This window comes from Nocardia sp. NPDC051052 (genome assembly GCF_044456045.1).
Classification (GTDB): domain Bacteria; phylum Actinomycetota; class Actinomycetes; order Mycobacteriales; family Mycobacteriaceae; genus Nocardia.
Genome location: NZ_JBITFL010000010.1, coordinates 352,792 through 374,171, shown reverse-complemented (window position 1 = coordinate 374,171; position 21,380 = coordinate 352,792). Strand labels below are relative to the sequence as shown.

General features: G+C 68.4%; 21 protein-coding genes and 1 pseudogene. 13 read left to right on the top strand and 9 right to left on the bottom strand.

Features of this window, described 5'->3' with window-relative positions:
* The first annotated feature begins 131 nt into the window (after window positions 1-131).
* The 6 genes and pseudogenes from ACIBCN_RS32405 to ACIBCN_RS32380 all read left to right on the top strand — a co-directional run bounded on the left by ACIBCN_RS32405 (window position 132) and on the right by ACIBCN_RS32380 (window position 5,089).
* The gene (locus tag ACIBCN_RS32405) at window positions 132-923 is read left to right on the top strand and encodes a DUF5666 domain-containing protein (protein WP_396995493.1); all 792 of its coding nucleotides are present in this window, start codon (window positions 132-134) and stop codon (window positions 921-923) included.
* Between the two features lie 76 nt (window positions 924-999).
* Entirely contained in the window at window positions 1,000-2,208 is a 1,209-nt protein-coding gene (locus tag ACIBCN_RS32400; protein ID WP_396995492.1) for a hypothetical protein, read from the top strand.
* A 75-nt stretch (window positions 2,209-2,283) separates the two neighbouring features.
* Window positions 2,284-2,621 (top strand): annotated as a pseudogene (locus ACIBCN_RS32395) (short-chain dehydrogenase); the annotation flags it as partial.
* Window positions 2,622-2,623: 2 nt separating this feature from the next.
* Entirely contained in the window at window positions 2,624-3,199 is a 576-nt protein-coding gene (gene pyrE, locus ACIBCN_RS32390; RefSeq protein WP_396995491.1) for an orotate phosphoribosyltransferase, read from the top strand.
* 44 nt (window positions 3,200-3,243) lie between these two features.
* The gene (locus tag ACIBCN_RS32385) at window positions 3,244-4,308 is read left to right on the top strand and encodes a beta-ketoacyl-ACP synthase 3 (RefSeq protein ID WP_396995490.1); all 1,065 of its coding nucleotides are present in this window, start codon (window positions 3,244-3,246) and stop codon (window positions 4,306-4,308) included.
* 73 nt (window positions 4,309-4,381) lie between these two features.
* Window positions 4,382-5,089, top strand: coding sequence for a lysoplasmalogenase (locus ACIBCN_RS32380; RefSeq protein WP_396995489.1), 708 nt, complete (start codon window positions 4,382-4,384; stop codon window positions 5,087-5,089).
* A gap of 22 nt (window positions 5,090-5,111) precedes the next feature.
* Here the strand turns inward: ACIBCN_RS32380 and ACIBCN_RS32375 are convergent, their stop codons facing one another.
* The 3 genes from ACIBCN_RS32375 to ACIBCN_RS32365 form a co-directional block, all read right to left on the bottom strand.
* A complete protein-coding gene (locus ACIBCN_RS32375) occupies window positions 5,112-5,558 on the bottom strand; it encodes a hypothetical protein (protein WP_396995488.1) in 447 nt (148 codons plus the stop codon).
* A gap of 125 nt (window positions 5,559-5,683) precedes the next feature.
* Complete coding sequence (locus ACIBCN_RS32370) at window positions 5,684-6,370, bottom strand: TrmH family RNA methyltransferase (protein WP_396995487.1); 687 nt, start codon at window positions 6,368-6,370, stop codon at window positions 5,684-5,686.
* 45 nt (window positions 6,371-6,415) lie between these two features.
* Complete coding sequence (locus ACIBCN_RS32365) at window positions 6,416-6,751, bottom strand: DUF4190 domain-containing protein (protein WP_396995486.1); 336 nt, start codon at window positions 6,749-6,751, stop codon at window positions 6,416-6,418.
* A gap of 92 nt (window positions 6,752-6,843) precedes the next feature.
* Between ACIBCN_RS32365 and ACIBCN_RS32360 the strand changes: the two genes are divergently transcribed.
* The 3 genes from ACIBCN_RS32360 (at window position 6,844) to ACIBCN_RS32350 (ending at window position 10,176) form a co-directional block, all read left to right on the top strand.
* Window positions 6,844-8,217, top strand: coding sequence for a sensor histidine kinase (locus ACIBCN_RS32360; protein ID WP_396995485.1), 1,374 nt, complete (start codon window positions 6,844-6,846; stop codon window positions 8,215-8,217).
* Between the two features lie 8 nt (window positions 8,218-8,225).
* Entirely contained in the window at window positions 8,226-8,867 is a 642-nt protein-coding gene (locus ACIBCN_RS32355) for a LuxR C-terminal-related transcriptional regulator (RefSeq protein WP_396995542.1), read from the top strand.
* Between the two features lie 223 nt (window positions 8,868-9,090).
* Complete coding sequence (locus ACIBCN_RS32350; protein ID WP_396995541.1) at window positions 9,091-10,176, top strand: glycoside hydrolase family 76 protein; 1,086 nt, start codon at window positions 9,091-9,093, stop codon at window positions 10,174-10,176.
* Between the two features lie 25 nt (window positions 10,177-10,201).
* Here ACIBCN_RS32350 and ACIBCN_RS32345 read toward each other — a convergent pair whose 3' ends face one another.
* Window positions 10,202-10,852 carry a DedA family protein gene (locus ACIBCN_RS32345; protein ID WP_396995484.1) on the bottom strand — a complete coding sequence of 217 codons (651 nt, stop codon included), beginning with the start codon at window positions 10,850-10,852 and terminating at the stop codon, window positions 10,202-10,204.
* A gap of 52 nt (window positions 10,853-10,904) precedes the next feature.
* Window positions 10,905-11,561 (bottom strand): DedA family protein, encoded by a 657-nt coding sequence (locus ACIBCN_RS32340; RefSeq protein WP_396995540.1) that lies wholly within the window; start codon window positions 11,559-11,561, stop codon window positions 10,905-10,907.
* A gap of 343 nt (window positions 11,562-11,904) precedes the next feature.
* On the opposite strand from ACIBCN_RS32340, the gene fbaA reads away from it, so the two are divergent.
* Together fbaA and ACIBCN_RS32330 are read left to right on the top strand one after the other, a co-directional pair.
* Entirely contained in the window at window positions 11,905-12,939 is a 1,035-nt protein-coding gene (gene fbaA / locus ACIBCN_RS32335; RefSeq protein WP_396995483.1) for a class II fructose-bisphosphate aldolase, read from the top strand.
* Window positions 12,940-12,973: 34 nt separating this feature from the next.
* Window positions 12,974-14,092: a BTAD domain-containing putative transcriptional regulator gene (locus ACIBCN_RS32330; protein ID WP_396995482.1), complete on the top strand. Its 1,119-nt coding sequence runs from the start codon at window positions 12,974-12,976 to the stop codon at window positions 14,090-14,092.
* A 3-nt stretch (window positions 14,093-14,095) separates the two neighbouring features.
* Here the strand turns inward: ACIBCN_RS32330 and ACIBCN_RS32325 are convergent, their stop codons facing one another.
* The 3 genes from ACIBCN_RS32325 to ACIBCN_RS32315 all read right to left on the bottom strand — a co-directional run bounded on the left by ACIBCN_RS32325 (window position 14,096) and on the right by ACIBCN_RS32315 (window position 18,227).
* Window positions 14,096-14,416, bottom strand: coding sequence for an excalibur calcium-binding domain-containing protein (locus tag ACIBCN_RS32325; RefSeq protein WP_396995481.1), 321 nt, complete (start codon window positions 14,414-14,416; stop codon window positions 14,096-14,098).
* Window positions 14,417-14,512: 96 nt separating this feature from the next.
* On the bottom strand, window positions 14,513-15,589 hold the full coding sequence (locus tag ACIBCN_RS32320) for a fused (3R)-hydroxyacyl-ACP dehydratase subunits HadA/HadB (protein ID WP_396995480.1): 1,077 nt from the start codon (window positions 15,587-15,589) through the stop codon (window positions 14,513-14,515).
* Between the two features lie 214 nt (window positions 15,590-15,803).
* Window positions 15,804-18,227, bottom strand: a complete 2,424-nt coding sequence (locus tag ACIBCN_RS32315; RefSeq protein WP_396995479.1) for a hypothetical protein — start codon at window positions 18,225-18,227, stop codon at window positions 15,804-15,806.
* Between the two features lie 152 nt (window positions 18,228-18,379).
* On the opposite strand from ACIBCN_RS32315, the gene ACIBCN_RS32310 reads away from it, so the two are divergent.
* Entirely contained in the window at window positions 18,380-18,832 is a 453-nt protein-coding gene (locus tag ACIBCN_RS32310) for a DUF3151 domain-containing protein (RefSeq protein WP_396995478.1), read from the top strand.
* Window positions 18,833-18,942: 110 nt separating this feature from the next.
* Window positions 18,943-20,046 carry an aromatic acid exporter family protein gene (locus ACIBCN_RS32305; RefSeq protein ID WP_396995539.1) on the top strand — a complete coding sequence of 368 codons (1,104 nt, stop codon included), beginning with the start codon at window positions 18,943-18,945 and terminating at the stop codon, window positions 20,044-20,046.
* Window positions 20,047-20,336: 290 nt separating this feature from the next.
* Here the strand turns inward: ACIBCN_RS32305 and ACIBCN_RS32300 are convergent, their stop codons facing one another.
* Window positions 20,337-21,203 (bottom strand): glycosyltransferase, encoded by an 867-nt coding sequence (locus tag ACIBCN_RS32300; protein WP_396995477.1) that lies wholly within the window; start codon window positions 21,201-21,203, stop codon window positions 20,337-20,339.
* Window positions 21,204-21,380: the final 177 nt, after the last annotated feature.

The window sequence follows — 21,380 nt, the reverse complement described above, 5'->3', positions numbered from 1 at the left end:
AGTGGCCGTCGGGCGACACCCCCGGAACCCGACGAGCTGTGTGGCCGCTCTAGCAGGGCCCATCTGGCGCGCCGCGACTTCAGATCGCGCAAGACCGGAGCGAACGCGACGGAACGCCTAACCTGGATGCCATGACCAACCCGAACGATCCGTGGGGGCAGCGGCCGGACGATGCGCCGACCGAGCACCTGGGCGGCAAGTCCGGGTTCGAGCAGCCGCTGCACACCACGGAGTACTCCGAGGCGTACGGGCCCGGCGCGCCCTCGGCGTATCCGGCGACCGAGCAGCTCGGCTCGTGGACACCGCCGCCGCCGAACGCCACCCGCGAGTTCCCGCCGCACGACAACCAGTGGGGTGCTTACGAAAGCACCTACGGCGGTGGTCAGTGGGCGGGCGCAGCGCCGCCGACCGATCAGGTACCGCCCGGTTCGGGCATGCCGCCGCCGCAACCGCCGCGGCGGCGCAACACGGGGTTGCTGATCGCGCTCGGCCTCGGGATCGTCGCGCTGGTCGCGGTGGCCGGCATCATCGGGGGAGTGCTGCTCGGCAACAAGGATTCGTCGTCCACCAGCGCCGCGAGCACCTCGGCCTTCCCGACCGCGAGCCGGCCGAATCCCGGGTCGCCGCGCGCCACCCCGAGCGGGGTTCCCGGCGTGCCCGGCCTCGGCGGCATCGACAATCTCGGCGCGACCATGGGCACCATCAACACCAACGACGGCGGCACGCTCACCATCAGCACGCTGCTCGGCGCCACGGTCACCGTGCGCACCGATGCCAACACCCAGGTGATCTCGATGTCGGGCACCAAGGTCTCCGATCTGCCCGTCGGCGACATCGTGCTGATCCAGGGTGACAAGGGCGCGGACGGGTCGATCCAGGCCAAGGTCATCATCAGCACCGCGCTGCCCGGCGGCGGAAGATGAACTACCGCTGCTTCGCTCGGGCCGGCTCGGGCTGTCGACGGACGTTGTCCGTCCGCGCCCATTAAGCTGGACACCGATGACGGCAATGTGGTTCGGCTTGGCGGCGATCGCACTCGTGGGTGCGATCGTGCTGCTGTATTTCGATCGGATCCAGCGACAGCGGACCGGTCACGCGCGGCAGGTCTGGGCGAAATCCCAGGGCTACACGTATGTATCGGTGGAGCCCGCGCTCCCATCGACCTGGCGGCGCGGCGCGCTGGCCAAGCTCGGCTACCTCTCCGCGGTCGATGTGGTGTCCGGCATTCGCAAGGGTGAGAAGTTCGTGCTCTTCGATCTGGAGGACTCCGCGACGCTGATCGCGGTGCGTCGCCAGATCGGCTCGGACATCGACGTCGACATGCGACTCAAGACCGCGTCGCCGCCGAAGGACGCCGATCTCGAACTGCTCGGCGCGATCGGCGACCGGGTGGTGTTCGCGACCAACCCGGAAATCGCCAGGCACGCCGTCGATCAGCGGATGGTGGCCTTCATCGAGACGCTGCCCGACACCGTGCAGATGCTCTGGAGTGAGGGCAACTGGACACTCGGCATGTTGTCCGTCGGCACCTCCTCGCGCGAGTGGGAAACCTCGATCGACGCGGTGCTGCGCCTGTCCGGGCTGCTGCACGTGCTGCCGCCGGTCAGCGAGCCGCGCTTCGACAGCGGCGGGCACGATCCCGGCCGCCCGCGGCCGCGCGGCAGGCAGCGGCCGGAGGAGTCCGAGGAAGACGAACTCGACGAGCCGCTCGGCGGCGCCAGGGTGCAGCCGCCACGGATGCGCAAGGACGAGGAGTTCGACGAGTCGCCGTTCGGCGAGCAGGGCTACGACGAGGACCGCGCGCCGCTGTCCGTGCCGGACGAACCAGAACCGCCGCGCCGCCCGTCGCTCGCCGTGGTGCCGGACGCGCGGGCCAGGGTCCGCGAGGATCGCGGGACCGCCGACGAGTGGACCCCGGAACGACGCGACGAATGGTCGCCGGAACCGCGCGACGAATGGTCGCCGGAACCGCGCGAGGAATGGTCCCCCGAGTCGAGGGACAAGCGGCCCGCCGACGCGCGGGACATGCGAGCACCCGAGTCACGCGACACCTGGGCGCCAGCGCACAGCGACGAACTCCCCGCCGATGACTGGGCCGACGAGCCCGCCCGTCGTCCGGCGGCGCGCGAGGACGACGCCGCGGCCGAGCCGCCCGGTGGCCCGTTCCATCCCGGCTTCCGTCCATATCAGGGACCTGTGCCGCAGTGATCGGCTCGGCCCGCGTCTTCGCGGTACTACGGCCGATCGAGCGCAGGTGACCGAACACCCCCCGGTTGCCTGCCTGGCTCGGCGTATTCAGCGGCCGAATACGTCGTATCCTTCACGGAAGGGTTGACAGGTGGACTGGCCGGATCAAGTGTCCGGGCCCGAGCCCTGTGCCCGGGATTCGTGCGCACCGAATTCCATGAGCGAGCCGGTAACGATGCGTCTTCGCTGCCGAAAGCCTTGTGGCTGAGTGTCGACCAGGTAGTTGCCGGTTCCCTGCGTGATCTGGAGAAGGACCGGGTGCTCAGTGTGCCCGGTGTGCAGTACACAACGCTTATCACCGTCGCCGGGATGACCCCGCGAGCCCTGGCGGCCCGACTGAATCGCGGCTTGTTCACACACGCGGAAGGACTTAGGAATGATCGACGAGGCAACCACGAACGGGTCGGCGCTCGGCACGGGTTCCGACCGAGACAGATTGGCGGGACTGGTACGCGAGCTCGCCGTCGTGCACGGCAGAGTCACCCTGTCCTCGGGCAAAGAGGCCGACTACTACGTAGACCTGCGCCGCGCGACGCTGCACCACACCGCGGGACCGCTGATCGGCAAGCTGCTGCGCGAACTCGTCGCGGACTGGGATTTCGATGCCGTCGGCGGGCTCACCATGGGCGCCGACCCGGTCGCGTTCGCCGTGATGCACGCGCCGGGCCGCCCGATCAACGCCTTCGTGGTGCGCAAGGCGGCGAAGGCCCATGGCATGCAGCGCCAGATCGAGGGCCCCGACATCGTCGGCAAGCGGGTGCTCGTGGTCGAGGACACCACGACCACCGGAAACTCGCCGCTCACGGCCGTGCGCGCGCTGCGCGACGCGGGCGCGACGGTGGTCGGCGTCGCCACCGTCGTCGATCGGGAAACCGGGGCCGATCAGGTGATCGCGGCCGAGGGACTGGAGTATCGATCCATCCTCGGACTGAAGGATTTAGCCCTCAGCTAGCCTGGACAGCGGTCTAGTTCTTCAAAGGTGAAGGGTCATCTCCAGTGGTGAGCATTGCAATCAACAAAAATCGCGACAACGTTGCGATGCTCGGTATCGGTGCCTATCGACCGCAGCGAATTGTCAGCAACGAGGAAGTGTGCGAGGTCCTCGATTCCACCCCGCAGTGGATCTTCGAGCGCACCGGTATCCAGACCCGGCGCTGGATCAGTGGCGACGAGACGCTGCAGTCGATCGCCGCGGCGGCCGGTGAGCGCGCGATCGTCAACAGCGGCATCGACCGGTCCAAGATCGGCGCGCTGATCCTGGCCACGTCGAGTTGGCTGATGCTGACCCCGCACGGCGCCCCGTCCGTCGCGCACGACCTCGGCATCAACGGGATCCCGGCGTTCGACCTGACCTCCGGCTGCGGCGGTTTCGGTTACGGCCTCGGCGTGGCCGCCGACCTGATCCGGGCGGGCTCGGCCGAGTACGTGCTGTTGATCGGCGCCGAGACGATGACCGTGGGACTCGACCCGACCGACCGCGGCACCGCGATGATCTTCGGCGACGGCGCGGGCGCGGTGGTGGTCGGACCCGCCGAGGAGAACGGCATCTCGCCGACGGTCTGGGGCAGCGACGGCGAGAACGCGAGCGCCATCGCGCAGGACGTCAACTTCCTCGAATACATGGAGAAGGCGCAGGCCATGCAGGGCACCGACCCGGCGGTCGAGCCGATCGGCCGGATGTCGCTGCGGATGCAGGGCCCGCGCGTATTCCGTTGGGCCGCGGTCACTTTGCCGCGCGCGCTGTCCACCGCGCTGGAGGTGTCGGGGGTGGCGAAGGAAGACATCGAGGTCTTCATCCCGCACCAGGCCAACGCTCGGATCAACGAGCTGATGAAGAAGAACCTCGGCCTGGCCGACGACATCCCGATGGCGAACGACATCGTGCAGACCGGCAACACCTCCGCCGCGTCGATTCCGCTGGCGATGGAGGAAATGCTGGTGACCGGCAAGGCCAAGGGTGGACAGCTGGCGCTGCTGCTCGGCTTCGGCGCCGGGCTCAGCTACGCGGGCCAGGTCGTCACGCTGCCGCCGAAGCCGACCGAGCCGAGCTTCAGTGTCTGATTGGCGGCGTTCGCGGGTCCCTCCGTGCTTACGCGAGCTACCGCCTCCGGGCCCGTCGCTCACGCCGCGCACGATGCGGTTGTTCCGGGCGGGGTTTCTCGCCGCGGCCACTGTCACCGTCTATGCCGCCGTCACCGGCCGCGAGAAGGTGCAGTGGATCGCGAAACCCTTGATGATGCCGCTGCTGGCGGCCGACGTGGTGACCCAGGGAACCGATATCGATCCGACCGATCGCACGGTGCTGCTCGGCTCGCTCGGTGCCGCGACGCTCGGTGACATCCTGCTCATCGACCCGGACAACGACCGCCGGTTGATCGCCGGTGCGTCGTCGTTCGCGGTGCTGCAGGCCGGGTACTCGGCGCTGTGGTTGCGCAAGGGTGCGCGCCCGCGCGCCGAAGTGGCGTTGCCGCGACTGGGCGCTTGGCTCGGTGCGGCCGCTCTGCTCCGCGCGAAGGCGCCTACCGTAGCGGCCCCGTTGACCGCCTATGGCGCGACCCTCGGCATCGCAGGCGTGCTCGCCTCGGACACGAAATTGGCGCCTGGCGCGAAATCCATTGCGGGCGTAAATATTCCCAATGCCGATCCGCGTAGCCGACTAGGGCTCGGCGCGTTGTTGTTCACCGCGTCCGACGGCCTGATCGTGCTGCGCCGCCTGTTCGCCCGCACCGAGCGCACCCGTCGGGTAACCGAGGGCGTCATCCTGGCCACCTACGCCGCCGCCCAGTTCCTGCTCGCCGACCCCGCGACGCACGCGAAAGCCGAACAGCCGCACGACTCTTGATGTTGCGCAGCCGGGACAACGGTCACAGCACGACGATGATCCGATCGCGGTTCGCCGGATCGACGCGGATGGAGATGGTCTCGCCGACCGCGAGGCGCGGCTTGTCGGCTGGGGTAACGTCGAAAACGATTGTCCCCCGGTAACTTTCCGCTCCGGGGATGGTCAATTCCAGATCCAGTTCGGTCAATTCGGTGTGGTGGTCGGTCCGCTGCAACGGATGCACCCCGTGCACCGTCGCCCACCCTTCCAGACCGTCCCGCCACAATCGCCGATCCGCCTTGGACGGCCGCGATGCCAACATCATCCCGATCCCCACGCAGGTGCCGAACAGCCCGACCAACGCCACGATCTGATATGGCAACGTGCCCGGCGGCGTGTGCTGAACCACCCACCCGAGCCACAGCCCGAGCACCACCAGGTACGCGGCGGTCACCGCGAGCACCGTGCGCAGAATTCGCCCGTGATCCATCCCAGCCTCCGCCCCGACTGTCGGACCTTCAGGATAGGCCCGGGGCGGCACTGACGTGCGCAAATCGGGGTGTGACCGGTGGGCCGGGTCAGCAGATCCGGCCGATGGGAGCTACCGCGGCGCCGCTACCAAGAGTTGGTGAGGTCGGCGTGCTGACGGACCCAGGCGTGCATGGCGATGCCTGCGGCGACGCCCGCGTTGATGCTGCGGGTCGAGCCGAATTGCGCGATCGAAACGGTCATGGCCGCAGCGTCTTTCGCGTGCTCGGTGACGCCGGGACCCTCCTGCCCGAACAGCAGGAGGCAGTCGCGCGGCAGCTCGGCGGTTTCGAGCGGGACGGAGCCGGGCACGTTGTCCACCGCGACCACGGTGAGCCCTGCGCGCGCGGCGAAATCCAGCAGTTCGGCGATGCTCGCGTGATGCTCGATGTGCTGATAGCGGTCGGTCACCATGGCGCCGCGGCGGTTCCACCGCTTTCGGCCCACGATGTGCACGGCCGCTGCGGCGAAGGCATTGGCGGTGCGCACCACCGTGCCGATATTGGCGTCGTGCCCGAAGTTCTCGATGGCGACGTGGAACGGGTGCCTGCGCCGGTCGATGTCGGCGACGATGGATTCGCGCGTCCAATAGCGGTAGGCGTCGACCACGTTGCGGCGATCGCCGCCGGTCAATAGTTCGGGGTCCAGGCGAGGGTCGTCCGGCGGCGGCTCGGCGTGCTCGGCGGCCCACGGGCCGACGCCGTGCGGGTGCTCGCCCCACTCGGTGGGCCCGGGTGGGTCCTGCTCCGCCGCGTCCGGCACTGGGTGATTCACTCCGACGATGCTAATTCCCGCCCGCGGCAGCGCTGTCATGCGGCGTCAGTAGGTGCTCGTGCTGCTCCAGACGCCGACGAGGCCGAGCACGACGAACAGCGCGACGAACAGGACACCGATGATGATCAGCGCCGAGGCGAGGATCCCGCAGACGTAGCCGACCATGACATTCGAGCGGCCGCCGAGCGCGCCGCCGGACGCGTCGATCTCGTTGAGCGCCCGCCTGCCCATCACCCAGGCGACCGGTCCGATGATCTGACAGAACACCAGGCTGAGAATGCCGAGGATCAGGATGAGGGTGGCCTGTGGGTGTTCCGGTGGCGGTCCGTAGGCCCCGTAGGCTGGATAGCCGTACGGCGGCTGCTGCGGCGGGTAGCTCATCAGCTGGATGGTAGTTGGTGTAGCTGGCTACACCACGCATCCGGCGGACAGCTCCATCGAATACCATCGCCGCGCCGACAACCATGGGAGCCATGACCGAGATTCACGCCGAACCCACCCTCGTGCTCGACCCGACGCCCGGACAATCCGGGCGTTCCGCCGAGCGGGTGGCCCGTGCCGTGCTCAGCGCCCCGTTCCAGGCCCGTGTCTGGAAAGAACTCGTCTACGTGTTCACCGTGTTCGTCGTCGGCTTCATCGCCCTCGCGTACATGTATGTCGGCTGGGGCGGCGGCGTCGCGATCTCGGTCACCATCATCGGACTGCCGATCCTGGCACTGATCCTGCTCGGCGGCCGGACCTGGGCCCGGATCTATCGGGCGCTGGCCAAGGACCTGCTCGGTGCGCAGGTGACGCCGCCGCCACCGTTTCAGCCGGGGCCGGGCTTGATCGGCTTCGTCAAGAGCGCGTTCACCGATCGGGCCAGTTGGCGGGCCGCGCTGTTCCTGCTCGCGCAGTCCGTGCTCGGTGTCGCGGTCGGCTGGGTGGTGCTGATCGTCGTCGCGATGACGGTGTTCGTCGCGCTGTCGCCGATTCTCTGGTGGCTTCTCGATCCGATCAACGTCGATGCCCAAGGCGTGGAACATCATTCGATGGCCCAGTTCAATGAGTTCTACATCGACACCTGGCCGCGAGTGCTCGGCATGGCCGCGATCGGCGTCATCGGCTGCTTCGCGCTGCCCTGGCTGCTGCGCGGAGTCTGCTGGATTCACCGGCTGCTGACCATCGCGTTGCTGAGCGCGACCGCGAACGATCGGCGGATCGTCGAACTGCAGCAGGGCAGGAAGGCGGCGGTCGATGATTCGACGTCCACGCTGCGGCGGCTGGAACGTGACCTGCACGACGGCACCCAGGCCCGGCTGGTCACCATCGCGATGGCGCTCGGCCGGGCCGAGGATCGGCTGTCCTCGGGTGGCGATCCGCGGGATCTGATCGCGGACGCACACGCCAGCTCCAAGGAGGCGCTGACCGAGCTGCGCGAGCTGGTGCGCGGAATCCACCCGCCCGCACTGGAACTCGGGCTCGGCCCGGCCCTGGAAACCCTGGCCGCGCGCAGCTCGGTGCCGGTGGAACTGCGGGTACACCTGCCCGAACGGCCGGATCCGGCTATCGAGGCGATCGGCTACTTCTCGGTGGCCGAGCTGCTCACCAATGTGGTCAAACACGCCAACGCCACCAGGGCCTGGATCTCGGTGGTGCCGACGGACGCACGGACCATCGCGGTCACCGTGCGGGACAACGGAATCGGCGGCGTGCTGCAACCCGCTCCCGGCGAATTCGCCGCGGGCAGCGGACTTTCCGGCCTGGCCGCGCGGGCGCGCACCGTCGACGGCACCCTCACCGTGCAGAGCCCGACCGGTGGACCCACCGTGGTGACCATTCTGCTGCCGAAAGACGGCTCACGGTGAACGAGTCGCTGCGCATCGTGATCGCCGAGGACAGCGCGATCCTGCGGGACGGGCTCGCCGGTCTGCTCATCGAACGCGGTCACGAGGTAGTCGCCATGGTCGGCGACGCGACCACCTTGAGCGACGTGGTCGGCCTGCACAATCCCGATGTCGCCGTGGTGGACGTGCGGATGCCGCCGAGCTTCACCGACGAGGGCCTGCTCGCCGCCATCGAACTACGCCGCAAGTATCCGATGACCGGCGTGCTCGTCTTCTCCCAGTGGGTCGAAACCCGCTATGCCACCGAACTTCTCGCCGGCGGCGCGAGCGGAGTCGGCTACCTGCTCAAGGATCGGGTGGCCGACGTCCGCGATTTCGTCGACGCACTCCATCGTGTCGCCACCGGCGGCACCGCCCTGGACCCGGAGGTGGTGAGTCAATTGATGGGCGCATCCCGCCAACAGGATTCCCTGACCCGCCTCACCCCGCGCGAACGCGAGGTCCTGGAGCTGATGGCGCAGGGCTTATCCAACAACGCCATCGCCACCTCGCTGACAGTCACCGAACGCGCCGTGGAAAAGCACATCGGCAACATCTTCACCAAACTCGACCTGCCGCCCTCGGACACCCACCATCGCCGCGTCCTCGCGGTGCTGCGGCTGAAGGGATAGCCGCGCCACCGTCGGTACCCGTAGGACATGGGTCCGAGAACAAATACACATCACTTGTGTAACAAATCGGGCGCGGAAATCCCGGCGGGGCTGGCACCATTGACGCATGACCACGCGGAGGGCACAGGATCCGCGGCGCGCGACGCCGCGGTCGCTGGGTGAACGCTCGCAGGCCGGGCGGGACGCCGTAGCGACGCCCGCGCTGTGGTCCGAACGTGCGGACATGGCGGAATCCGCGATCGTGTCCCGGCATGTGCGGGCGCTGTGGGCGTTGCCGGGGACGGAGCTGGGGGTCGTCGGCTGGCCCGCGACCAAGCGGGAGCGCGGGTTCGGGTCGTGGCACTACTGGTGGCAGGCCCATCTGATCGACTGCGCGGTCGACGCGGCCAACCGGATGCCGACTCCGGTGCGGCGCAAGCGAATCGCCGCGCTCGCGCGCTCGCATCGCCTCCGCAATATCACCGGCTGGACCAACAAGTACTACGACGACATGGCCTGGCTGGCCATCGCGCTGGAACGGGCGGAGCGGACCGCGGGGGTCACCGAGGCACGCAGCGGGCTGATCGCCTTGGAGAAGCCGCTGTACGAAGGCTTCAATCCGGCGGTCGGCGCGGTGCCGTGGCGCATCGGCTCGGACTACTACAACGCGCCCGCCAACGGCCCGGCCGCCATCGCGCTGGTGCGGCTCGGGCGGCACGCACGGGCGCAGGAGATGGCCGACTGGCTGGACGCGACGCTGCGCGATCCGGCGAGCGGGCTGATTCTCGACGGCATCCATCTGCCGTCCGGTGAGATCGAGCGGCCGGTGTTCAGCTACTGCCAGGGCGTGGTGCTCGGTGTGGAAACCGAATTGGCGATGCACACCGGCGAGCCGAGACACGGCGAGCGCGTCCATCGATTACTCGAGGCCGTCGAAGAACACCTGACCACCCGGGGCATCGTGAACGGCGGCGGCGGTGGCGACGGCGGACTCTTCAACGGCATCCTGGCCCGCTATCTCGCGGTGGTCGCGCTGATGCTGCCCGGCGACGGCAAAGCGCACGAAGAGACGCGTCGCTGCGCGGCCGAGATCGTGCGCGCCTCCGCGACGGCCGCCTGGGCGAACCGGCTCGAGGTCGAGGGCGAGCCGCTGTTCGGGCACAACTGGAGCCAACCGGCGACGCTGCCCGGCGGCATCGCGGGTGCGGGCCGGTTCACCGCCGGCGGCTCGGTGACCTCGTCCCGGGTGCCCGAACGCGACCTGTCGGTGCAGCTGTCCGGCTGGATGCTGATGGAGGCCGCCTACCTGGTCAGCGCCGCCGGGCTGTAATCAGCGGGCCCCCTTCGCTTTCCGATCAGCCGTCGGAGTCGACGATGCCGCTCGGCGAGCTCTCCAGCTCGAATTCCTCTGCGGGCTTGGCCATTTCCTGCCGGTAGTGCCGGATGCCGAGCACCGTTCCGACGATCAGGCCGAGCACCAGCGTGCCGATCACGATCGGCATCAGCCACGGCACCCGGTCCAGGAAGCCGCCCGCGTAGTACCCGATGAGCAACAGCACCGGCGCCCAGATTATCGCGCCGACCGTGCTGGCGATGGTGAACTTGCGATGGTCCATGCCTGCCGCGCCCGCGACCGTCGGGCACAGCGTGCGCACCCAGGGAATCCAGCGGGCGATGAGCACCGCGACGAACCCGTGCCGCTCCAACAGCTCGGTGACCCGTTGCAGGTTGCGGGTGTTGATATAGCGGCCGTTCTTGCGCGCCACCAAGCGATGCCCGGTCCGCGCCCCGATCACATAGCCGACCTGATTGCCCGCGATGGCGGCGAGCATCGTGCCCACCGACAGCGCCCACACCTGCCCTTCGCCGGAGGCGTTCGACGCCATCACGATGCCCGCCGTGATCAACATGGAGTCGCCGGGTAGGAAGAGCCCGAGAATGACCGCGCACTCGATAAAGACAAAGGCAAGTACCACTGTCCAGACGAGCGCGGGCCCCGCTGACATCAGCGGATCGAAATTGCCCACTGCTAGGGGCGAGGACGCCGCTATCACGAGCTCAGCGGGTCGGCTCGTTCGTCGGGACGGTCAGCTCGGCTTCTTGCCGGGCCGCCGGCTCCGCGCCACGGTTGAGCAGCTTCTTCGCCACCGCGAAGATGCCGGGCAGCACCGAGATCAGCACGATGAGCAGGAAGATCGCCTCGACGTGGTCGCGGATGAAGGCGACATTGCCGAGGAAGTAGCCGAGCACGGTCACGCCGCCGCCCCACAGCACCGCGCCGACGATGTCGAACGCGACGAACTTGCGGTAATCCATCTTGGACACACCGGCGAGCACCGGCATGAAGGTGCGCACGATCGGCACGAACCTGGCCAGGATGATCGTCTTGGGACCGTGCTTCTCGAAGAACTCGTGCGTCTCGGTCACGTAGTGCTTCTTGAAGAAGCGGGTGTCTTCCTTGTGGAACAACGCGGGCCCGATCGCCCTGCCTATCCAATAACCGCTCTGGTCGCCGGCGAAGGCGATCGCGATCACGGCGGGCAGCAGCAGCCAGATCGATACCGGCGGATTCGCCTGCGCGGCGAGCAGGCCGCCGGTGAACAGCAGCGAATCGCCGGGCAGGATCGGGAACAGCAGGCCGGTCTCGATGAAAACGATCACCAGGATGGCCGGGAGCACCGCGTTCTTGAGCCACGTCTCCGTGAGCAGGTGCATCGGGTCGAGCAACTCTTTGATAGCGAGGTTGCTCGTCACCGATTCTGTCGCTGCCAGCAGAATCACGCGGTCTCCTGTTCTGGATACGGCTGGCCTGATCGCTTGCCATCGCATCGGGAAGCTGCCAGCGTAATTACCGGGCCCACAGTACCGGGTTCGGCTGAGAAACCCCGCGCTGTGCGCGAAACTACCGACTGGTCACCTGATGGTTCCGAGTGGACTACCGGCTGGTCACCGGCGACGGCGCCGCTGCGCCCGCCCTGGATACCAGGCGAAACACCGCTGTCCTAGGGTGGTGGCTGACAAAATAGGTCTTTGCCGCAACAATCACGGAGGTCTTACTGTGCCCATCGCGACTCCGGAGGTCTACGCCGAGATGCTCGGTCGGGCCAAAGCGAACTCCTTTGCCTTCCCCGCCATCAACTGCACGTCGTCGGAGACGATCAACGCGGCCATCAAGGGCTTCGCGGACGCGGGTAGCGACGGCATCATCCAGTTCTCCACCGGCGGTGCCGAATTCGGTTCCGGCCTTGGCGTGAAGGACATGGTGACCGGTTCGGTCGCGCTGGCCGAATTCGCGCACGTGATCGCCGCGAAGTACGACATCACCATCGCGCTGCACACCGACCACTGCCCGAAGGACAAGCTGGACGGGTTCGTCCGGCCGCTGGTCGCCATTTCCCAAGAGCGGGTGAAGAACGGGCAGCCGCCGTTGTTCCAGTCGCACATGTGGGACGGTTCCGCGATCCCGATCGACGAGAACCTCGAGATCGCCAAGGAACTGCTGAAGGCGTGTGCGCAGGCCAACATCATTCTCGAGGTCGAGATCGGTGTCGTCGGCGGCGAAGAGGACGGCGTCGAGGCCGAGATCAACGACAAGCTCTACACCTCGCCGGAGGACTTCCAGAAGACCATCGACGCGCTCGGCGCCGGCGAGAACGGCAAGTACCTGCTCGCCGCGACGTTCGGCAACGTGCACGGTGTGTACAAGCCGGGCAACGTCAAGCTCAAGCCAGAGGTGCTGGCCGAGGGCCAGCGGGTGGCCGCGGCCAAGCTCGGCCTGAGCCAGGACGCGCAGCCGTTCGACTTCGTCTTCCACGGCGGTTCCGGCTCGCTGAAGTCGGAGATCGAGGATTCGCTGCGCTACGGCGTGGTGAAGATGAACGTCGACACCGACACCCAGTACGCGTTCACCCGGCCGATCACCGGCCACATGTTCAGCAACTACGACGGTGTGCTGAAGATCGACGGCGAGGTCGGCAACAAGAAGGTCTACGACCCGCGCAGCTACCTCAAGAAGGCCGAAACCTCGATGGCGGCACGTGTCACCGAGGCATGCAATGATCTGAAGTCCGCGGGAAGGTCGATCAGCGCCTGACCCACTCATCAACCCACCGGGGGCTCGACAGCTCATGTGTCTGGATGTGCGCGTGCTCGGGCCCGTCCGGTTGCTCGTCGGCGGTGAGCCGGTGGCGGTCGGCGGGCCCAAGCCGCGGGCTCTGTTAGCCGCGCTCACCGTGAATCGGCGCCGCGCCGTGTCGTCGGCCGCGCTGGCCGACATGGTGTGGAACGAGGATCCACCCGACTCCTACGCGGCCAGCCTGCAGGTATTCGTCTCGAATATCCGTAAGGCGCTGCGTAATTCGGGTGTGGATCCGGCGACGGTGTTGCGCACCGAATCTTCCGGCTATCGCCTGGAAGTGGCCGAGACCGCCTGCGATCTCGGCCGTTTCGAGGCGACGCGGGAGGCCGGTAGCCGGGCGGCCGCGCTCGGCGATCATGCCGGTGCCGCCCAGCTTTACGGTGCCGCGTTGCGTGAATGGACCGGCCGCGCGCTGGCCGATCTCACCGGCTTGCAGTTCGCCGACGGCTTCGCCACCGCGATGGACGAGGAGCGCCTCGCCGTCGCCTCGGCCCGGATCGATGCCGAAATCGCCTTGGGCCGTGCCTCATCGGTGATCGGCGAGCTGGTCTCGATGACCGGCGAGCATCCGCTGCGCGAGCCGCTGTGGGGTCAGTTGATCACCGCGCTGTATCTGTCCGGCCGGCAGGCCGACGCGCTCGACGCGTGCCGCCGGGTGCGTGCCGTGCTCGCCGACGAGCTCGGCATCGATCCGGGTCCGGCGCTGATCGAGCTCGAACACCGGGTGCTGCGCCAGGAACCGCTCGGCGCGGCCGAACACCGGCAGGTCGAACGGATGGCCGCGGCGATGACCGAGACCGTCACCGAGGCGCCGAGCACGGTGCGCAGCGGACAGCTGCGGATGCCCGACGGCCGGGTGGTCGCGATCGCGCAGGGCGGCCTGCGGATCGGCCGGATGACCGACAACGACCTGGTGCTCGACGACCCGAAGGCCAGCCGGTATCACGCGCACATCATGCCGAGCCGGGCCGGCCTGCTGATCAAAGACCTGCACTCGGCCAACGGCGTCTACGTCAACGACGACCCGATCGAGAACGGCGCGCTGCTCGCCGACGGGGACGAGATCCGGATCGGTGCAACGATGTTGACCTTCCAGGCCGCGCAGTAGCGGTCAGTCGTCGCAGGCGATGCCGTTGCCGTCCTGGTCGAGGAACGAGTTGTAGCTGGGATCGCCGCGGTAGATCGGCCCGGCGCCCTCGGCGCGTACTTGATCGCAGTCGGTGTAGATCTTGGCCGATCGCTTCTTTTTCTTCTTCTGGTCGTCGTCGCTTTTGCCGTCGCGGTCCGGCGTCGGCCAGGAATCATCGGGGCTGGAAATCGCGGCGGCGATGGGTGCGGCGGCGGCGGTCGACGGCACCAGCGCGATGGCGCCGGCCACGAGACACGCGGCGCCGATCGCGGGTGCCACGCGGCGCATTACTGAGTAGCTCACGATATCCATCGTGCGCCGAAACCTGGCGCGATGGGGTGTGGGTTATCTGTGAGCCGACGAACCATGCTGTCCTGCGGCGACTATGCCAAGAGCCGGTTATTGAGTCAGCCGGACCTCAGCGATGGCCCGCCCGAACAGCTTTCGGCCCTCCGAGGTGCCGCCGAGCACGACGGTCGCGGTGCGGGTCTTCGGCTCGAGCGACTTGATCCGGCCGACGAAGTCCACCGTGCTCGCCGCGTTCGCCGACACCGGCACGAAGCCGGAGAACCGCACGCTGAACTTCTCGATGGCGGTCGGATCGCCGAGCCAGGAGGTCAGGTAGCCACCGGCCAGGCCCATCGTCAGCATGCCGTGCGCGACCACCGTCGGCAGGCCGACCAGCTGGGCGGCATGGTCGCTGAAGTGGATCGGGTTGGCGTCGCCGGACACGCCCGCGTAATTGGCCAGGTCGCCGCGGGCCAGCCGGAACGAGCCGGCCGGGAGCTGATCGCCGACGGCGAGCTGGTCGAAGTCGGGCAGCGTCTGCACCGGCGCGATCTCGCGGTCGGCGGCCGGGGCGGGCAGCTCGCCGAGGCCGAGCGGGATCAGCGCCGAGCTGTCGTCCAATCCGTCTTCGGCCGTAGGGAATTCGACCACCTGGCCGTGCATCATGATGTTGTCGACCACGTCGGTGAGGCTCGGGTCCACCTCGACGCCGCGGCGCGCCACGATCGTGGTCGAGCCGATCAGCGCGAGCTCGCCGCGCTGGTTGACCAGGGCGGACCGGACCACGACGAAATCGTTGTCGCCGAACTGGCGGATCGATTCGATCAGGATCTCGCTGGTGAGCCGGTCACCGGCCAGGATGGGCCGGTAGGCCTGGAACACCTGGTCGGTCTGCAGGATCTGGGACAGGTCGTATTCGGTCAGCACCGATTCGAGCAGCGATCGGGTGCCGGATGAACCGATGACCGAGGCGAAGGTCGGCGGCGCGACGACACCGTCGTGGCCGAGCTTGTGCGCGTCGGCTTCCTGATGATGGGCGCCGTGGTGATTCTGCACCGCCCGTGCGAACTCGCGGATCTTTTCCCGGCCGACCTCGTAGTGGTCCCGCACACGGAACCGCTGTCCGGCCAGCGTTGCCGTCTGTTGCACGTCATCGGTTTCGAGCGCCATCGTCTGTTCCCTGCCCATGATGCGGCCACGCTACTAATGAACAGGACCGTTGACCAGCTGAGTGTGAGCAGCGCTACCGCCGATCGATACGGAATTGCTATCGAATTTGCCTATTCGTCATTTACCTGCCCGTGACGTGCCTTTTGCACCAATTGGCAGTGATGTCTATCAGCTATAAAACGAGAAATAGACCGCCCGGCGGGCGGGCAGCCTATTTCACGTTTCGTGCTGTTTACGGAGTACTGGTCGGCGGGTCGCAGACCTTCCAGCCGTTGTCGGTCTGCTGGAGATCGAAGGTGCGCGCGGAGCGCTTGTTCGGATCGGCCTCGGTGTAGACCGTGGCCTGCGCGACCGCGGTCTTGTCGGTGATCTTGACCGCATCGACCTCGTCCACCACCGGGATGGTGCGCCGGTCCGTCGACAGCTGATGCACGCCGGCGAACTGATCCGCGGGAATGCCCTGGTAGAAGTCGTGCAGCGGACCGCAGGTGGTGCTCTGCAGCGTGGTCAGGTCACCGGTCTTCAGCGCCTGGGTGTAATCGGTGATGGCGGCGCGGACCTTGGTCTCCGGCGAGTTGTCCGTCGAGTTCACGAACACCGCCACGATCACCCCGATCAACACGACCACCAGCGCGGCGGCACCCGCCACCGCGAGCAGCCACCGCTTGGAGCGGCCCGGTGCGGACGCGGGCTCGCCAGGGGCGGCCGGTGCCTGCGCGGGCGGGGTGATCCGCTGCGGCTGTGCGATCGGCCTCGGTTGCGGCGGCCGTTGGCCGCCGAGCTGCTGTGCGGGCATCGTCGGCTGAATATCCGCGGGGGAGGGCGCCGAGGCCTGCTGTCGGGGCAGGCCGGGATGCGGCGGTGCCGGTCGGGTGTCCTCGACCGGTGCGGGACCGCCCGGTGGCGACGAAGGTCCTTGCGAGCCGGGCTGTTTCGGGCCGGGGGCGGGGCGCGGCGTGGCCGGGGGCCTGGTGATCGGCGCGCGGCCCGCGCTCGGCGTGACCCGGTCGGTCCCGGCGGGCTTCGGCGCGTCGGCGGGGCGCTGGATCGGCAGCGCGACGGTCTGCGTGTCGTCCGGCTCGAGCACCGGCATAGCCATGGTCACGTCTTCGGAACCCGGCGGTGCCTGTTGGCCGGTGCCCTGCGTGCCCGTCTGCATTTTGACGGTGTCCGCGTCGGGAGCGGCCTCCTCGACCGGCGGTGTGGGCCGCTGCTGCACCCGCATCACCGTGGTCGGCGCGTCCCCGTCCGGTACGTCGTCCTTCGGTGCGGCGTGCGGGGTTTCGGCTGGCTGCGCGGTTTCGGCGGGCTTGCCGGGCGCACCGACCTTGGCTGCACCGGCAGCGCCGCGTTTGATCGCCACGGTCTTTGCCTCGGACGCGGCTGCGCCGCTGGGCGTTTCGCCTTGGGCAGCACCGGTCGCCGGAGCGGCCCCGGCCGGCGCGGCCGTCGCGCCGACGGACTTATCGGATCGGGCGGTATCGGGCACGGTTGGTGCGGCACTGCCGGAGGCGGGGCTGTTCTGTTGCGCGGCAGCGGGTTTCGAGCTGGGCGCGGTGGGTGCTCCCGGAACGCGCGGCGTATTCGTGCTCGCCGGAGCGGGGCCGGACGGCTGCGCGTCGTCGCGCTTGATCGCGGGGGTTTCCGCCGTCCCGCCGGAGGCGCCACCCTTGGCGATGTCGGCAACCAGGTTGCCGGACGGCGACTTGTCCTTTTGCGCGGCCGGGGTTTTCGAGCCCGGCGCAGGCGTTGCGGACTCGGCAGCTGCGGGGGCGGACTTCTTCTGGCCGTCGCGTTGGATTGCTTCGGTCGCGGCGTCGCCGGTGCCCCCGGCTGCGGAGCGCTTGCTCGAAGCAGGGCTGCCCTGTTGCGCCGCACCAGTTTTCGCGCCTGCCGAAGCATTAACGGCAGTTCCGCTGCCTGGTGCGTTGTCACCGCCCGCACGGGGGGTCGCGGTACCGGCGGAATCCGATCCGCGCCGCTCCGTCGAGTCTCCTGCGGTCGCCTGCTTCGCCGCGTCGGCGGATCCGGAACGCGGAGCTGCCGCGCCAGGCGGATTCGTGGGTTGAGCCGGTGCGCTGACTTTGGGAATGGCACCGGGGTCTGCCGAACCTGGCTGTTGCCCGGCGGTGGAAGGCGGGTCGGCGGGGGTCGCCTGGCCGGGCTTCGCACCAGCCGATGCGCCTGCCTGTGCGGAAGGGGTTGCCGCCGCGGTATTTCCGGGCGTCGCGCCGGTCTTCGGAGCACCGGCCGCCGCGGCATTCTTGTCCGGCGACGCGGGTGCACTACTCGCGGAAGCCGGACTACTCCCGGCCGCCGAGCCGCCTACAGCTCGGCCCGCATTCGGGGCCTTCGATGCGCCGGAGTCCGTACTTCCCGAAGTGGCGGAGGCGGCCGGCGCGCCGGACTTGCCCGGAGTCGAGCCGGAGTTCTCCGCGCCGGGCGTGGCCGAACCCGCGGCCGCCGGAGTCGCGGTGCCAGGCGTACCCCTAGCGGGGATGGGCCGGGTGGGCGCGGCGGGCGAGGGTTCGCCGGGCCGGGCTCCCGCGACCGGGTTGCGTTCCGTGGTGGCGTCGGGGCGTGCGTCGGCCGCGGCCGGGGTTGCCGGGTCGGCGCTCTCCCGCGCCGGGTTCTTGTCGTCGTTCGGGTCGGACACGCACTACCCCTCGCTCAGGCGGAACAGTTGAACTCGACGGCCAGCTTAACGGGCACACCCGAACGAAGTCCGACTTCAGACCGCGCATGGCCGCGGCGAATGTCGGTCTGTTGGCCGGAGCGAATGCGAAGGTAATCGGACATCGGTGCACAATGAACCGCATGACCTCGTTCGGTGATCTGCTCGGCCCGCAACCGGTACTCCTCCCCGAAATCTCCGACGCGGAAGAAGCGTTGCTCGACAAGACCGATCCGGTGCGCGTCGCGGCCGACCATCCGGCCGCGTCCATCGCCTGGGCCTACCTGGCCGAAGCCGCGCTGACCAGGGGCGAAGCCCAGGACGAACCGATCAACCACGACGTAGTCGCCGCATACGCGTTCGCCCGCACCGGCTACCACCGCGGCCTCGATCTGTTGCGTCGCAACGGGTGGAAGGGCTTCGGGCCGGTGCCGTGGAGCCACGAGCCCAACCGTGGTTTTCTGCGCAGCGTCGGCGCGCTGGCCCGGGCCGCCAAGATTATCGGCGAGTCCGAGGAGTACGCGCGCTGCTTGGATCTGCTCGAGGATTGCGACCCGCGTGCCGCGGCCGAGCTCGGTCTCGACTGAGCTGTAGTGAAGCAGTATCGCGAAGCGATCCGATGGGCGGCGGCGGTCGGGTGACGGGTGTGCTCGACCTCAATATCAGACCCCGCGTCGGCGTCGCCCGGGCCAGCAGCATGGATCGGCTGCGTGCCTCGTGGGCGCGGTTGCGGCTGTCCGCGTTGCCGATTCTGCAGTGCGCGGTGGGCGCGGCGCTGGCCTGGTTCATCGCGCGCGAGCTCGTCGGTCACCCGCAGCCGTTCTTCGCGCCCACCGCGGCCGTGGTGTCGATCGGTATCTCGTTCGGCGCGCGGCTGCGGCGTTCGGTGGAATTGGTGGTCGGTGTCGCGGTCGGCATCGGCATCGGCGACCTGTTCATCACCAGGGCGGGCACCGGCGTGTGGCAGATCGCGTTGGTGGTCGCGGTGGCCATGGCCGCCGCGGTGTTCCTCGACGGCGGATCGATCATCACCATGCAGGCGGCCGGTTCCGCCGTGCTGGTCGCGACGCTGCTGCCGCCCTCGGCGGGCGGCGGCTTCTCCCGGATGATCGACGCACTGGTCGGCGGGCTGGTGGGAGTTGTTGTGGTGGCCTCGATTCCGCTGCACCCGGTGCGGCGCGCCCGCGAGCAGGCCGCGGAAATCCTTGCGGTGATGAGCAAGTCGCTCACCGAGTGCGGCGATGGCCTGCTCGAACAGGATCCCGACAAGCTGCGCGCGGCACTCGCGGCGGTTCGTGCGACGCAACCGCAGCTGGATACGCTGCGCGCGACGCTGGAGGGCGGCAAGGAGATCAGCCGAATCTCCCCGCTGTACTGGAATTCTCGGGCTCGCCTCGAACGCATCAAGGCCACCGCGGATCCGCTGGACAACTCGGTGCGCAACACCAGGGTGCTGCTGCGCCGCTCGCTCACCCTGGTGCAGGACGACGAGATACTCGACCCGCGCCTGATCGACGAGGTCGAACGGCTCGGCCAGGCAAGCGAAGTGGTGCGCCGGATGATGCTCGCCGACCCGGGCGAGCAGCCCGACCAGGCCGAGGCGGCCAGGGTGCTGCGCACCGTCGCCAAGGAGGCGCGTCCGGAACTCGTTGAGGGCGCCGGACTTTCGGCCCATGTCGTGTTCGCGCAGGTGCGATCGATCGTGGTCGACCTGATGCAGGTGTGCGGGGTGAAGCGCATCTCCGCGATCGCGCTGCTTCCGCCGACGGTGCCCAAGCCGTTCGTGACGCCTGAGGACTGAGCACTACTCAGCGGATTTTGGACACTCGTGCCAGATGCGGGTGGTCATCCGCCTTCGCCCGGGCGCCGGCGCTGCTCTTTGGGGTAGTCCGCTACTCGTGTTCCGGCAACCCTCGCCGCATAACTTGAACAAGTGACCGCGATCGAACGAGGGGTGTCGCGGTCGACCACTTCGCACACAAGCGAACCGCCCCTAGGCCATAGGTGTGGTGGCCGCGGGTAGGGGCAGTTCGCCCGATGCGAGGAGTGGAGCCGCCTGGGCCGGGGTCCGGCCGGGCGGCTCCGCGTTCGTCAGCTGCCGTTTTCCGCTTCGCTGAGCGGGAACATCCTGGCCTGACCCGGTCGCAGCGTGAAGCGGCGCCGGTCGAAATCCCAGAGTCGGTAGATCGGCCACTGCACGGTGTGCGCCAGCCAGGCGCCGACGATGACGACCCGGTGGAACGGCAACACCTGGTAACCCTGGTTGGTGATGGTGCGCAGGCCACCCAATTGGAACTGCCACCAGCGGCTCGGACTGGTCCGGCGGCGCCGGGCCGAGGTCTCGACCCGCATGTCGATGAGCTGGTCGATCGGCAGGCCGCGCTTGGTCAGGCACAGCGCCAGGTCGAGATCGTCGATCACGTCCGGCCGCACCACGGTGTCCTCTCGCACTTCCAGCCAGGCGGTGCGGCGGATGGCCATGTTCGGGCCGTGCATGTTGCCGACCCGGCCGCCGAGCTTGCCGCGCCGATCCTGCAGGTAATAGCCGAATTTCAGGAGGAAGCCGACCGGCGAGTCGTAGTAGGTGGTGATGCCGGTGACCGCGGCGACGTCGGGATGATCGGTCAGGTGCCTCCGGATGACGGTGCCCCAGTCGGGTGCGACCAGGCAGTCGGCGTCGGTGCGTCCGATGAAATCGCCACGCGCCTTGTCGAATCCGGTGTTGCGGGCCCGCGCGACACCGCGCTGTGGTTCCTCGACGAGTTCGACTTTCGGGTGGCTGAGCGCGTAGTCGCTGACGATTTCGCGGGTGCCGTCGTCGGAGCCGTTGTCGACCACGATGATCTCGTCGATCGCGTCCTGGGCCACGAGGCGGTCGAGGGTTCGCGTGATGCACGCGGCCTCGTTCAGCACCGGGATGACGATCGATAGCGCCGTCGCCGAATCGGGGGTGCTCATGGTGGTGTTGCTCCAATTCTCAGTCGGGCATGCGGAATTACCACCAGAACGGTCTGTTACCTGCCCAGAACAGACGTGTGGCTTTGGGGATGAGGTGTGTGGGACCTGGCCACAGTTCGTGGCCAGGTCCGGGAACGGTCGATGCACGCGACCGCGAAAGCTGCTGATTACCGGGCG